Below are 13,594 nucleotides of genomic sequence, written 5' to 3'. Positions count from 1 at the left end.
ATTAAAATTATGGAACGTGAAGAATTTATCAAGTCCTTAGGACTTGGAATGGCATTGTTATGCACCGGATCCTGCATCTCCGGTTGTGGTGGAAAAGGTGATACTGGTACTCCAGACCCAGGAACCCCTCCGGGAGGTGGTGGTGGAAATGGCAATACAGCTACTGTTGATCTGGCTACACAGTTAATGGCTATTGGCGATCAGGCTACGGCAAATGGCGTACTCTTTTTTAGGATTGCAGCTGGTAGTGCTCCTGCATCATTTGTAGCAACGGAATCTATTTGTCCGCATCAGGGGGGAAGTCTGGTATGGAAGCAAAGCGACAATAAAATACAATGTCAGCTGCACTTTTCTGAATACAGTACGAATGGAACTGTTCTTCAGGGCCCTCAGGGTACTACAGGTAATACAAGGACACTTAAAATTTACGCCACAGCAATAAGCGGAACCAAACTAACTGCAACCATAGTGTAATAAGGCTGAGGGTATCACCGTATACTTTATAATAGTATGCGGTGATTTTATGAATTCTATTTTGGAATCATTGGTTTCAAATAACTATATTCAATGCTGGTAACTACAGATAAGCTATGGAAGGAAAGCATTTAAAGGCCAGTAAAGTATTTTTAATTACAGGGGTTTTACTTGGTTGGTTTGCTTTGTTGGCACAGTTGTACCTGATTATTGTAAATAATGCCATCCCCTTGATGGAATCTGTTGTACGGTATTTTAGTTTTTTTACCATATTAACCAATATCATTGCAGCCCTTTGTCTTAGCAAATTACTGTTAAGCTTTAACAAAGAAGGTCATGGTTTTTTGACCAGGCCAGATACCCTGGCTGCGGTTACTGTTTACATCAGTGTTGTGGGGATTGTTTACAATCTGATCCTGCGTTTTACATGGCAGCCCCAGGGTTTACAGTTTTTTGTTGACGAACTGCTTCACGCAGTTATACCCATCCTGTTTATTGCCTACTGGCTGTTATTTGTCCCTAAAAATACTTTAAATTGGTCTGCCAGCCTGCTCTGGCTCATCTATCCCTTCTTGTATTTGCTGTTCATCCTGCTACATGGCGCTTATTCGGGGTTTTATCCTTATCCTTTTATTGACGTCAGTAAGCTGGGCTACAATAAAGTGCTGTTGAATAGCTTTTACCTGTTAATTGTGTTTCTTACGCTCTCGCTGTTGCTGATAGGCAGTGGAAAGCTGATTCAAAACCATAAGAAAAAGAATAAATATCTACGTTACTGAGCAATCAATGCTTAGCCGAATTCTTTAATGTCTACAATTCTGTTGCTATCGCTAAACTTCAGGAAAGTGATGCCTTTTTTATTTTTTTCCCAGTTAAAGTTATCCTTAATCCAACCAGACAGGTCGGCAGTAGCTGGTGCAGGTTTTGAAAGGGGTTGTGTAAACACTTCATCACTCTCATAATGAACTTCATACAGGGATGAAGGTTGAAGAAAAACGAGGGTAGATTTATCTGGTGAGTTAAGAATAAACTCCCCCTGAATCCTTTCTTCCGGATTTTGTCTTTTTATTAAATATACCTGGGCATTGACATTGGTAATAAAAAAATCATTGTTGATCAGGTAACCACCTCTTCCTATCTTGTTCAGACCAGTGGTGAATTTACCATCCTGTTTCCCTGTTGAAGGCCGGTTCAGGCTAATCACATTAAGTTTATCATCTTTAAAAGCAATCAGATAAAAAGCCGTTGCCAAATCAGGGTGATTGGCCAGTTGGACTAAGAATGTTGTTTGTTGTGTATTTACAGGCTGTACATATGAAAATTTATCTGCAGCACTGGAATCTGCTTTGTTAACCTGAATGCTCACTACAGTATCTTTGAATTTTATGCCAAATGCTTCAGTTCCACTAATTGGTGCATCTTTTTCCGAATTGTGTTTGTAGATCGTAAAAACACTGTCTGCAGAAGGTTGAGCTGCATTGAACTTCTCGTTGGCTGCTAATGTTCTTGGAGAATAGATTACGGCGTTTTTCTGGTTTTGCTTACAGCTGAATAATAAGACAGATAGTCCGAGTGCGTATAATATTTGTTTCATAAGGTCAACTTGTTTTTTAAACTACCTGCAAAAATAAACTTTGCTGAGAAATATCCAAGTATTATCTGGCAGAAGTAAAGCATTCAAAGGTTATATAACAAAGAAAAGGACGCTCCATCCAGAGGCGTCCTTTTTCTAACCAAATATAAACCTGTATGAACGGGTTTTACTTTAAGTTTCCGTAGTACTCTACGAATTTAGCTAATGCAGAAGAATAGCCCCATTCGTTATCATACCATGAAACTACTTTTACGAAGTTATCATTCAATGAAATACCTGCTTTTGCATCAAATATTGAAGCGTGGTCATCTCCGATGAAATCAGAAGAAACAACTTCTTCATCGGTATAAGCAAGAACACCCTTAAGTTCACCTTCAGAAGCGGCTTTCATAGCTGCTTTGATTTGCTCATAAGTAGCTGGTTTTTCTAAACGTGCAGTTAAATCTACCACAGAAACATCAGCAACAGGAACGCGGAACGACATACCGGTTAATTTACCTTTTAGTTCCGGTAAAACCATACCTACTGCTTTAGCAGCACCAGTTGAAGAAGGGATGATGTTAGAAAAACCACCGCGGCCACCTCTCCAGTCTTTCGCAGAAGGACCGTCTACTGTTTTTTGAGTTGCAGTAACCGCATGAATTGTGCTCATCAGGCCTTCAACAATACCGAAGTTATCATTTAATACCTTAGCAATAGGTGCCAAACAGTTAGTGGTACAAGATGCGTTTGAAACAATAGTTTGATCAGCAGTTAATTTATGATGGTTTACACCCATTACATAAGTAGGGATGTCGGCGTCCTTTGCAGGAGCAGAGAATACCACTCTCTTCGCACCGGCAGCGATATGTTTTTCAGCATCAGCACGGGTTAAAAATAAACCGGTAGATTCGATTACAGTTTCCACACCCACTTCATTCCATTTCAAATTTGCGGGATCTCTTTCTGCTGTAATGCGTATCGTTTTTCCATTCACTACAAGATGTCCGTTTTCAACAGCAATTGTTCCATCAAAACGACCATGTGTAGAATCGTATTTTAACATATAAGCCATGTAATCAGGCTCAACCAGGTCATTAATTGCGACTATGTCTAATCCTCTTTTTAAAGCAGCCCTAAAAACCAGTCTGCCGATACGGCCAAAGCCGTTAATTCCAATTTTGCTCATCTTAAATTATTAATTTGAATAGTAGTTTAGTAAATTATATATAGGTTCTTTCGTAATTGATGTAATCTCAAGGCCATGTTTTTTAGCAGTGGCCCGTAACTGATCCTGAAAATTTCCAGCAACAAGACCTACAAAATGTATTTCTTTTCCAGGATGAAGTTTAATAGTTGGCAATAAATAAGTCTGAAAATAAAGTTCAAAAGCATGATCAATAATTTCAAGCAGATATTTGTGTTCCCTGTTTTCCAGAAAAAAATCAAAGAAAGAACTCAAAAACTGCTGTGCCATCGGTTTTTTATATATTCTTTCAAGTATCTGTGGTCTGTCCAGGTTGTATTTAAGTTCAAATTCTTTTAACAGGTCTGCCGGAAGTTTTTTCTGTAAAAAACGTTTTAGAATCACTTTACCCAAATAATTGGCAGAGCCCTCGTCTCCAAAAACATAGCCCAGGCCGTAATTGTTCTTTTCAGGTTTTTTACCATCAAAATAAGCACAATTGGCTCCGCTGCCTAAAATTCCTACAATGCCACTGCTATTAAAGCAGGCAGACAGCGCAGCACCATACAGGTCGTCCTTAACGCTGATCTTGCTGTACCTGAAAAACATGCCCAATGTTTCGGCCAGTTCATCCCTGCGTTCATCAGACGAAGCACCAGCGGCAAAAACGTAGATCTTTTTGATGCTTTCTGCATGATTGATCAGTGTTGCCTTTTTATTCAGGTATTGAAGAATGGTTTTTTGATCATTAAAGCAAGGGTTTATGCCCGGCATACTGCATTCGGCAATCGTCTTCCCGTCCCTGGCAATCTTCCAGAAAGCTGTCTTCGATCCGCTGTATACTACTGCTATCATATTATATCGATAAAACTTTAGTCATTTCCAATAAATCACTTTCCAGTTTAAAAGTATGCCTGGTAAGGGCTTCTTCGATGCTGGTGGTTTTAACTTCATTGCCCCTCAGGCCAACCATTTCCATGGTGTTCCCTTTTAGCAATTCATTAACGGCTGCAAATCCCAGTCTGCTACCCAGAATCCTGTCGAAACTACTTGGACTGCCCCCGCGTTGAAGGTGGCCTAAGATAGTGACTTTTGTGTCATAATGGTTAAATCTTTCCTTAACTTTTTTTGCCACTTCATAGGCTCCGCCATCTTTATGTCCTTCAGATACGATTACAATACTCGATGTTTTTTTTGTAGATGCACCTGTTTCCAGCATGCTGATCAGTTCATTTAAACTGGTTTCTTTTTCAGGCAGCAATACGGCTTCAGCTCCACTTGAAATGGCACTTCTTAAAGCAATACAGCCCGAATCCCTACCCATTACTTCAATAAAGAACAAACGATCGTGCGAATCAGCAGTATCTCTTATTTTATCTATTGCTTCAATAACGGTATTGATGGCCGTATCGTATCCTAACGTAAAGTCAGAACCGTAAAGGTCATTGTCAATGGTACCCGGAACCCCCATTACCCTGATGCCAAATTTCTCGCCAAAACGTTTGGCACCGGTAAAAGTTCCGTCCCCGCCAATCACCACCAGTCCGTCTATGTCACGCGCCTTCATGTTTTCATAAGCAAGTGCCATACCCTCATCAGTCTTAAATTCCAGACAACGTGCTGTTTTTAAAATGGTACCGCCAAGATGAATGATGTTGCTAACGGATCTTGCATCCATCGGATTAATATTATTGCTGATTAATCCCTGATATCCTTGCAAAACTCCAAACATATTTATACCATTGTATATTCCGGTTCGGACTACTGCTCTGATGCACGCGTTCATTCCGGGAGCATCTCCTCCAGATGTTAATACGGCGATATTTTTGATATTTGGTTTCATGATTTATATTTACGAATATAGCGTGTATTTTTTACACTAAGTAATTTATTTTTTATTTTCCTATGTTAATAGGAAACAAGTATATTTATTTGCTTTAATATTTAAAAATTTAATGTTTTGAAAGAAGTCTTACCAAAATTTAATTCCACTTTCTCGATTGATTGTGTGCTGTTCGGATTTGACGAAGGAGAATTGAAAATTCTTTTAATTGAAAGAAACGAAGAACCTTTTAAGGATTGGTGGGCCTTGCCGGGTAACCTGGTTGAAGAAGATGAGAGTCTGGACCAGAGTGCCACCAGGATTCTGCACGAGCTTACTGGCCTTAGTGACATTTATATGGAGCAATATTATACCTTCGGCGATGTAAACAGGCATCCCCAGGGTAGGGTTGTCAGTATAGCTTACTACGCATTGTTGAGGTTAGGTGGTGATAAGATTGTAAAACCGATCAGCAATTATGCCAAACAGGCGTATTGGAGAAATGTAAAAGACTTGCCAAGGCTGGCCTTCGATCATCAGCAGATCTTTGAAAAAGGAATGGAAAAGATAAAAAGGAGGATTAAACACCAACCCATAGCTTTCGAACTCCTGCCGGAAAAATTTACCCTTACCCAGCTCCAGAATGTTTATGAAGTGATTCTGAACAAAAAGCTGGATAAAAGGAACTTCCGGAAAAAGATGCTAAGTTTTGGTGTGCTGAGAGACCTCAACGAAAAGCAATATGGGGTGTCTTTCCGGGCTGCAACCCTCTATAAATTTGATAAAAGAAAATACGCAAAGTTATTTGGCAAGGAAATTTCATTTTAATATTGGAAACGCTTGTTAAACTGAGTTTTACCTGAATAAAAAAATCCCAAAAGCCAGCTTTTGGGATTTTTTTATAAACCTGCTTTAAGCTATTTTTTTGTGGCTATGTGCAGGTGATAATCTACAAGATCATCTATAGGAGAACGGATGATTTTGCCGATGCCCATCTCATATCTGTCGGCCACTACGCTCAGTACATCCCTGAAACTGTAACCTACAGATCCCACACAATTTAATTTATAGTCTTTGTAATTAGGGTAATGTATAACCAGGTTGTCGAAAAATGCAGTAAAAGCATAGTCGATCGTATTAAAGGTATAGTCTTCGTAGTTGTCTTTAAAGTCGTACAAAAACTTGCTAAAACCAGCACAAAAACGGTTAGGAAGTGGCTTGTTATAAATGTGATCAAAAATATCCTCGTTTGTTAGTGCAAAGTTATCATAAAATGTTTCTCTTAAACCCTTAGGCATATAACCCTTCATGTAATCGCCCAGGATCTTTTTTCCGATAAAACAGCCACTGCCTTCATCACCCAAAAAGTAACCTAATGAGTCTATATTTAACGTAATGTCTTTACCATCGTATAAGCATGAATTGGTACCTGTACCTAATATTGCTGCAAAACCAGGCTCATCACCTAATAAAGCGCGGCAAGAGGCCATTAAATCGTGACCAATATTTATTTTTGCATTAGGGAAAACCTCTTGCATGGCATCTGAAACTATTTTGCGGTTGGTCTCTGTAGAACAGCCAGCGCCATAATAATTTACTTCTGTCAGTTTTTCAGTTTCTAAATGGTCGGGAAGAGATTTTCTTAGCGACTCTATTATATATTCAGTTTTGGAAAAATATGGATTATAGCCCTCTGTATTGAAAAGAATTTTTCTACCAGCTTCATTAATTAAACACCAATTGGTCTTGGTCGAACCGCCGTCTGCAATAACTATCATCTTAATTCGTTTTTTTCTGGATAAAAGTAAATAATCGCGTCACTTTCGTATAAGTTTTACTCATAAATTTATTTTTTTGATTTTGGTTAGGTAATCGTTTTTCTGCGCTTAATTGCTTTTTAAACGTGTTTTTTTAGGTTTTTTAGCTTAGGATATTGTCAAATAAACACTAAGCTAAATTACGTTTGTTATTTTAAAATCCAAATTTAAAATTCCCGGCACAAATAACCCTTGTTTTTTAACGTTTTTATTGTTAAGTTTTAGGACATAAAAGCTGGGAATATAAAACAGCTTGAGTAATTTTGTATCAAAGAACAACCCAATGAATGTAGACCTTCGAAGTGATACTGTTACAACGCCTGATCAGGGCATGCTGGATGCCATGATGAGCGCAAAAGTGGGAGATGATGTATTTGGTGAGGATGAAACCGTAAAGGCCCTGGAGCATAAACTGGCTGCTATGTTTAATATGGAAGCTGGTTTGTTTTGCCCTTCGGGAACAATGACCAACCAGATTGCCATCAAGTGCTTTACCAATCCTATGGATGAGGTTATCTGCGACCAGACTGCCCATGTGTACCGTTATGAAAGAGGGGGGATTGCTTATCACTCTCTTGCATCCGTAAGGTTGCTAAATGGGGAAAGGGGAATACTGACACCCGAACTTATTGAACCTGAGATCAATGATGAGAATGTACATTACCCGCATTCCAGCCTGGTTGTACTCGAAAATACAGTTAACAAAGGTGGGGGAGCCTGTTACAGTTTATCGCAGATAGAGCCCATCCATACTTTATGTAACATAAAGGGGCTAAAACTTCACCTGGACGGGGCAAGAATATTCAATGCCCTGACAGCAACCGGAGATCATGCAAAAGACTATGGACAATATTTTGACGGGATTTCTGTATGCCTGTCAAAAGGCCTTGGTGCCCCGGTAGGTTCTGTATTGCTGGGCTCAAAAGAAACCATAAAAAAGGCAGTCAATATCCGTAAGGCATTTGGTGGCGGAATGCGTCAGGCAGGGTTTTTAGCAGCCGCAGGTATTTATGCGCTGGATCATAATATAGCCAGACTCTCAACCGATCACAAACATGCAAAGGCCTTGGCTGATGCGCTGAACAATGTAAATTATGTAGCTTCGGTATTGCCTGTTGAAACCAATATTGTGGTGTTTGAAGTAGCAGAAGGACTAAAACCCGCCCATCTGGTGCATCAGCTGGCCGAAAAAGGCATTGCCTGTAATGTAACAGGACCAAAAACCGTAAGAATGGTGACACATTTAAACATTTCTTCCGAAATGATAGACAGGGCTGTAGAAAACATAATACATTTGCATGTATCAGCTAATAAATAACATCGAGGCATAAATGAAGAAAGTTCTTATCGCCAATAGGGGGGAAATTGCTTTGCGTATCATGCGTTCTGCAAAAGAAATGGGCATCAAAACGGTTGCTGTATATTCTGAGGCTGACAGGCAATCGCTGCATGTGCGCTATGCGGATGAGGCAGTATGCATTGGTCCGGCACCCTCAAATCAATCTTACCTCATCGGAGAAAAAATTATTGAAGCCTGTAAAATTACCGGGGCAGAAGCCATTCATCCGGGCTATGGCTTTTTATCAGAAAACGCTGCTTTTGCGCGGCTGGTAAAAGCAGCTGGTCTGACATTAATAGGTCCGACACCGGAAGCCATGGAAATCATGGGCAATAAACTTTCTGCAAAAGCTGCGGCATTGAAATACCAGATTCCCATGGTTCCTGGTACTGAAGAAGCCATTACGGATGTTGAAGAAGCTAAACGAAGAGCAATAGAAGTAGGTTTCCCTATCCTGATCAAAGCTGCTGCCGGAGGTGGGGGAAAAGGAATGCGTATTGTGGAAAAAGCTGCTGAATTTGAAGAGCAGATGCAACTGGCCGTAAGTGAGGCCCTGTCTGCTTTTGGAGATGGTTCCGTGTTTATCGAACGTTATGTTTCCTCTCCGCGACACATAGAAATACAGGTGCTGGGCGATACCCATGGAAATATTGTACACCTCTTTGAAAGGGAGTGTTCTGTTCAGCGCAGACACCAAAAAGTAATTGAAGAAGCACCGTCAAGCATTTTAACAGCTGAAATAAGGGAAAAGATGGGCAAATGTGCAGTTGATGTGGCCCGTTCAGTAAATTATGTAGGTGCTGGTACAGTGGAGTTTATCCTGGATGAAAATCTGGACTTTTTCTTCCTGGAAATGAATACCCGCTTGCAGGTAGAACACCCGGTAACTGAAATGATTACGGGTTTAGACCTTGTAAAAGAGCAGATAAAAATTGCCAGGGGAGAAAAACTAAGCTATAAGCAGGAAGATCTGCACATTAACGGGCATGCCATAGAACTGAGGGTATATGCTGAAGATCCTGAAAATAATTTCCTGCCGGATATAGGTGTGTTGCAGACCTATAAAACTCCTAAGGGCAATGGCGTAAGGGTAGATGACGGGTTTGAGCAGGGAATGGAAATCCCGATTTATTACGACCCGATGATTGCCAAACTCATTACCTATGGTAAAGACCGGGAAGAAGCCATTGAACGGATGGTCCGTGCCATTGGTGAATACCAGATCACGGGTATTCAAACCACACTTGGTTTTGGTAAATTTGTGATGCAGCATGAAGCCTTTAAGTCTGGTAAATTCGATACGCATTTTGTAGCTAAATACTTTAAGGCCAATAGCCCGAAAGTGCAAAATGAAGACGAAGCTTTATTGGCAGCTATGATGGGAGCATTTTTTTTCAAACAGCAGCCACTTGCAGCACCGCAACCGTTACAGGAAGGCCAGGCCAATGCCCTCAACTGGAGAAGAAACAGGTTAAATAAATAGTGAATTGATATATGTTTACGGGAATAATAGAAACATTAGGAGTAGTTAAAAATATTAAAACTGAAGGTACCAATCTTCATTTTACCATACAATCTGCCATCAGTAACCAGCTAAAAATAGACCAGAGTGTAGCCCATAACGGAGTCTGTTTAACTGTAGTGGCCTTAACAGATGATACCCATACGGTAACAGCCATACAGGAGACACTGGAAAAATCCAATATGCAGTACCTCAAAATAGGAAATAAGGTTAACCTGGAGCGTTGCATGCAAATGAATGGCCGGCTGGACGGACATATAGTTCAGGGGCATGTAGACCAGACAGCTACCTGTATCAAAAGAGAAAAACTGGATGGCAGTTGGGAATACCGTTTTAAATACGATGCCGCTAATGGCAATGTTACCGTTGAAAAAGGTTCGGTATGCCTCAATGGCATCAGTTTAACTGTGGTTGGCTCTGCAGCTGATGAATTTTCAGTATTTATAATTCCCTATACCTTTGAACATACCAATTTACAGGAAGTCGAAGTTGGTGATGCCGTAAATGTAGAGTTTGACATTATCGGTAAGTATGTGGCCCGGTTGGTCAACAGGTGATCACCTTTTTAATTCTTCAATTTTATTTTTAATGTAGGCGATATGCCGCTTTTGTTTTTCAGGTTCCTTTATGCTGTTTAAATACTGAGAATAATAGCTTATGGCATTTTTTTTATCGTTTAGCTTGTTCTCATATATTAAAGCAATGTTGTAATAAAGGCTCCCATTATTTTCAAACAAAAGACCTCTTTTATATACTTCAAGTGCCTCTTTATTTTGGTTCATGTTTTCATAAGTATCTCCCAACAGGCCATAATAAGAAGCTGTCTTGGTAGATATTCCTTCTTTTATAGCCTGCTTCAAATACACGGCAGCATTTTTATAATCACGCAGACCACGATAGCTTTGGGCCATTTGAAGCAACAATTGTTCTGAAGGCACTTTTTGTGTAGCCAATATTTTTTTTCCTATAGCTATGGCTTCACTGTATGCTTTGAAAGTCAAACTGATGGGCATCTTTGCATTTAACAGCAGTAAATTTGCACTGTCTGCGCTCAATGCATTCTTTAAGATTTCATCAGCTTTGTTAAATTGATTATTTCTGAAATAGGCCATTGAAAGATCAGCACATACTTCAGCATCGAGTGTATCCAGATGGTTTGCTTTCAGTAAATAGGTCATTTTTTCAGTGCTGGACAAATCATTTTCCAGTTTAGCAAGCTGTTTGTAAGCTTTGAAATTAGTACTGTCAGTATTTAATACAGCTAAAAAATAAGCTTTTGCTTTTGCATTCAGACCATAGTTTGCACTAATGGTGCCTAATGCCAGCAATACACCCGCATCTTCAGGCAATTGTCTGTATAGGTTCAGGTAGTGTTTTTCTGCCTCAGAAAGCCTTCCAGACATCAAATTTGCATAGGCAAGTTGTTTCAGCTTTTTAACATCGGTACTGTCTTTATATACAGACTGCAGGTATTGTACCGCTTCATGATATTGTTGTGCCTCATAATATTGAAGTAATTTTTCCTGGTCCAGCTTTTCTGATGTCTGAGCCTGGGCAAACTGAAAAATAATACCTGTAAAAATCAAAAGGAATAGCTGCTTCATACCGGGGGAAATTAGCAAAAACCGGATATACTACCAAATTATAAAAACATATTGGCAAGGTAATTGGTTGATTAGATAATAAATAGAATGTTAATTTTAATATAGAGCATATGGATACTTTGAAAAAGTTTGAATTAATGGAGAAGATTGTGAGAGAGCTGGGCGACTTACAGCACTCACAGCAGGCAATTATTCAGAAGATAGGGAAAATTGAAGTTGACAATATAGAATTGGGTGATAAAAGATTGGAGAAAGATCTTTCTGATATGCATCAGCGTGTTGCAGATAACCTGGATACAATAGTAAGTATATTGGACTATTTTGCAGATAAAACCCAGAATTTTGGCAGTAAAAATAATGTAGATGCTTTAAAAGAACAGCAGGCCATTAATGGAGCAACAGGATAAATAAAAAAGCCCCGAAAGGGGCTTTTTTATTTATCCTTCGTCAACAGGCAGGTACAAATAAAACTTAGTGCCTTTACCGATTTCGCTTTCTACAATGATTTCCCCATTGTTCCGCTCCATAAAATCTTTACAGATTACCAGCCCCAGGCCAGTCCCTTTTTCATTCATGGTTCCTCTTGTAGAACTGCCTGTACCTGTAAAAAGTGAAGCCAGTATCTCTGGTGGCATACCATGGCCGTTGTCTTCAATACAGATCATCATTCTATGGTCTGGTTGGTACACTGCGCCGATGTGGATCTCGCATGCTTCCCTGCAAAATTTAATAGAATTATTTAAAATATTTCTTACCACAATTTGTATCATGATCATATCTGCATATACGATCATGCCGGGAAATACATCATGCACAATGTTAATTTTTTTGATAGCTGCCGAGGGTAAATGATAATTCACCTCATTCAGGATCATGCTTCTCAGTTCAAAGAATGTTTTATTAATGCCATAGCCCTTTAACTGGCTTCTGGACCAATGCAAAATGTTCTCCAAAAGATCTGTAGTATATAAAATGTCCCGGCTCAGTTTAGGGGATAAGTTCTTGAATTCATCCAATGAGATCATACCCGTATTTACCATTTTAAGTACTTCAGACAGGTTTACAAGTGGTCCCCTTAGGTCGTGGGCAATAATAGAAAAGATTTTGTCCTTCAGCTGATTTAACTTTTTAAGCTCTTCCGTTTGTAGTTTAGATCTTAAAGCCTCTTCGCGTATTGCTGTCAGGTCCTGTATTTTTACAACAGTTGCCTCATTGTTTAGCTGATTTTCATTCAGGTACATAATGTTTGCTTCCAGATCAAACATCACTTTGTCCAGCTGTACTTTCATTTCTATTTTTCCTGAACTATGGGCAGTGATGAACCGGAGTAAATCCTCTTGACCGGGAAATAACTGATCAACCTGCATGCCGATAATTTTATCTTTCAGTTCATTGGGCAGGTATTTTTTTACAGCCAGGTTATAATCGATCACCCTGTTCTGCCCATCTAAAACCAGGTAGCCGTCCTGGATCAGATCAAGGACTTTTTCCCTTGCCACTGGTAAAATGTCGAACAGTTTAAAACGGTAAATGGCGATGGCAATTAAAAAGATAGCAACAATAAATGCAAAGGGGGTCAGGTCCAGGTTTTCAAGTGGGCGTATGCCCAACAGGTAGGCCAGGTTAGTCATCCATGGAATCAATGCCGCGAAAAAGATAGTATAATTCTGCCTTCTGTAAATCGGATCTGCTTTCCTGAATTTTACAAGGATCAGGTAACTCCCCAGTCCCAGCAGCAAATAAAAATATACGGTAAATACCCTGTACCAGATACCCGGTGTAATCATAACCATTGGAAATGGTCCTGAATGATCTACATTCAGGCTGCGGTACTGCAGGTGGTGATAGTCATTTGTCCATACCAGTACAATGGTAAGTAAGGAAAATGCCAGTAACATGACCAGGTTTATTTTTTTCTTGTACCAGCAATCCTTTCCTGCCAGTTGCAAGCAAAACAAAAACCAGTTCATTGGCAAGGTAGTAATTCCCAGGTACTCTACGTTGATGAAAAACTTCATCTGGCTTAACGTGCTGCTGGCCAGTTCAAAGCCGTAACCTAAAGACCATATGGCATTAGAGAGCATCATATAGCCAAAAAGCTTTACCGCTTCTCCCTTTTTCCCAAATAAATTGTAAGAAAACAGAAGTGTGATAATGCCGCAAAAGATTAAGATACTGGCGTAGGAATTAAATGTAAAATCCATTCAAATAGGTATGATGATTAATTCCGTTAAAAGTATACGAAGCATTATTAGTG

14 protein-coding genes are annotated in these 13,594 nt (G+C 39.6%); 7 read left to right on the top strand and 7 right to left on the bottom strand.

Translation table 11 applies throughout. The features are described from left to right. The first annotated feature begins 9 nt into the window (after nt 1-9). Both PHEP_RS16405 and PHEP_RS16400 read left to right on the top strand, forming a co-directional pair. Nucleotides 10-474 carry a QcrA and Rieske domain-containing protein gene (locus tag PHEP_RS16405; RefSeq protein WP_015809101.1) on the top strand — a complete coding sequence of 155 codons (465 nt, stop codon included), beginning with the start codon at nt 10-12 and terminating at the stop codon, nt 472-474. 116 nt (nt 475-590) lie between these two features. Then, complete coding sequence (locus PHEP_RS16400; RefSeq protein WP_015809100.1) at nt 591-1,253, top strand: Pr6Pr family membrane protein; 663 nt, start codon at nt 591-593, stop codon at nt 1,251-1,253. 11 nt (nt 1,254-1,264) lie between these two features. Here the strand turns inward: PHEP_RS16400 and PHEP_RS16395 are convergent, their stop codons facing one another. From PHEP_RS16395 to pfkA, 4 genes are all read right to left on the bottom strand, one after another. Beyond that, the gene (locus tag PHEP_RS16395) at nt 1,265-2,068 is read right to left on the bottom strand and encodes a hypothetical protein (RefSeq protein WP_015809099.1); all 804 of its coding nucleotides are present in this window, start codon (nt 2,066-2,068) and stop codon (nt 1,265-1,267) included. 166 nt (nt 2,069-2,234) lie between these two features. Beyond that, nucleotides 2,235-3,236, bottom strand: a complete 1,002-nt coding sequence (gene gap, locus PHEP_RS16390; RefSeq protein ID WP_015809098.1) for a type I glyceraldehyde-3-phosphate dehydrogenase — start codon at nt 3,234-3,236, stop codon at nt 2,235-2,237. A gap of 9 nt (nt 3,237-3,245) precedes the next feature. Then, the gene (locus PHEP_RS16385) at nt 3,246-4,088 is read right to left on the bottom strand and encodes a hypothetical protein (RefSeq protein ID WP_015809097.1); all 843 of its coding nucleotides are present in this window, start codon (nt 4,086-4,088) and stop codon (nt 3,246-3,248) included. Nucleotide 4,089: 1 nt separating this feature from the next. Continuing rightward, nucleotides 4,090-5,076, bottom strand: coding sequence for a 6-phosphofructokinase (gene pfkA, locus PHEP_RS16380; protein ID WP_015809096.1), 987 nt, complete (start codon nt 5,074-5,076; stop codon nt 4,090-4,092). A 117-nt stretch (nt 5,077-5,193) separates the two neighbouring features. On the opposite strand from pfkA, the gene PHEP_RS16375 reads away from it, so the two are divergent. Continuing rightward, complete coding sequence (locus PHEP_RS16375) at nt 5,194-5,883, top strand: NUDIX hydrolase (RefSeq protein ID WP_015809095.1); 690 nt, start codon at nt 5,194-5,196, stop codon at nt 5,881-5,883. Between the two features lie 89 nt (nt 5,884-5,972). Here the strand turns inward: PHEP_RS16375 and PHEP_RS16370 are convergent, their stop codons facing one another. Next, nucleotides 5,973-6,833, bottom strand: coding sequence for an N-acetylglucosamine kinase (locus PHEP_RS16370; RefSeq protein ID WP_015809094.1), 861 nt, complete (start codon nt 6,831-6,833; stop codon nt 5,973-5,975). Nucleotides 6,834-7,155: 322 nt separating this feature from the next. On the opposite strand from PHEP_RS16370, the gene PHEP_RS16365 reads away from it, so the two are divergent. Genes PHEP_RS16365 through PHEP_RS16355 form a run of 3 tightly spaced genes read left to right on the top strand, consistent with a single transcriptional unit; the run spans nt 7,156 to nt 10,290 of the window. Next, the gene (locus PHEP_RS16365) at nt 7,156-8,190 is read left to right on the top strand and encodes a threonine aldolase family protein (RefSeq protein ID WP_015809093.1); all 1,035 of its coding nucleotides are present in this window, start codon (nt 7,156-7,158) and stop codon (nt 8,188-8,190) included. A gap of 13 nt (nt 8,191-8,203) precedes the next feature. After that, nucleotides 8,204-9,694 carry an acetyl-CoA carboxylase biotin carboxylase subunit gene (accC, locus tag PHEP_RS16360; protein ID WP_015809092.1) on the top strand — a complete coding sequence of 497 codons (1,491 nt, stop codon included), beginning with the start codon at nt 8,204-8,206 and terminating at the stop codon, nt 9,692-9,694. Between the two features lie 11 nt (nt 9,695-9,705). Beyond that, nucleotides 9,706-10,290 carry a riboflavin synthase gene (locus PHEP_RS16355; protein ID WP_015809091.1) on the top strand — a complete coding sequence of 195 codons (585 nt, stop codon included), beginning with the start codon at nt 9,706-9,708 and terminating at the stop codon, nt 10,288-10,290. Here the strand turns inward: PHEP_RS16355 and PHEP_RS16350 are convergent, their stop codons facing one another. Further along, a complete protein-coding gene (locus PHEP_RS16350; RefSeq protein WP_015809090.1) occupies nt 10,291-11,337 on the bottom strand; it encodes a tetratricopeptide repeat protein in 1,047 nt (348 codons plus the stop codon). A 110-nt stretch (nt 11,338-11,447) separates the two neighbouring features. Between PHEP_RS16350 and PHEP_RS16345 the strand changes: the two genes are divergently transcribed. Then, entirely contained in the window at nt 11,448-11,744 is a 297-nt protein-coding gene (locus PHEP_RS16345) for a hypothetical protein (protein ID WP_015809089.1), read from the top strand. Between the two features lie 30 nt (nt 11,745-11,774). On the opposite strand, the gene PHEP_RS16340 is transcribed toward PHEP_RS16345, so the two are convergent. After that, nucleotides 11,775-13,541, bottom strand: coding sequence for a sensor histidine kinase (locus PHEP_RS16340; RefSeq protein ID WP_015809088.1), 1,767 nt, complete (start codon nt 13,539-13,541; stop codon nt 11,775-11,777). Nucleotides 13,542-13,594: the final 53 nt, after the last annotated feature.

Origin of the sequence: Pedobacter heparinus DSM 2366, assembly GCF_000023825.1 — a bacterium.
Classification (GTDB): domain Bacteria; phylum Bacteroidota; class Bacteroidia; order Sphingobacteriales; family Sphingobacteriaceae; genus Pedobacter; species Pedobacter heparinus.
Note: the sequence above shows the minus strand (reverse complement) of the source record. Positions and strands in the feature narration are given on the sequence as shown.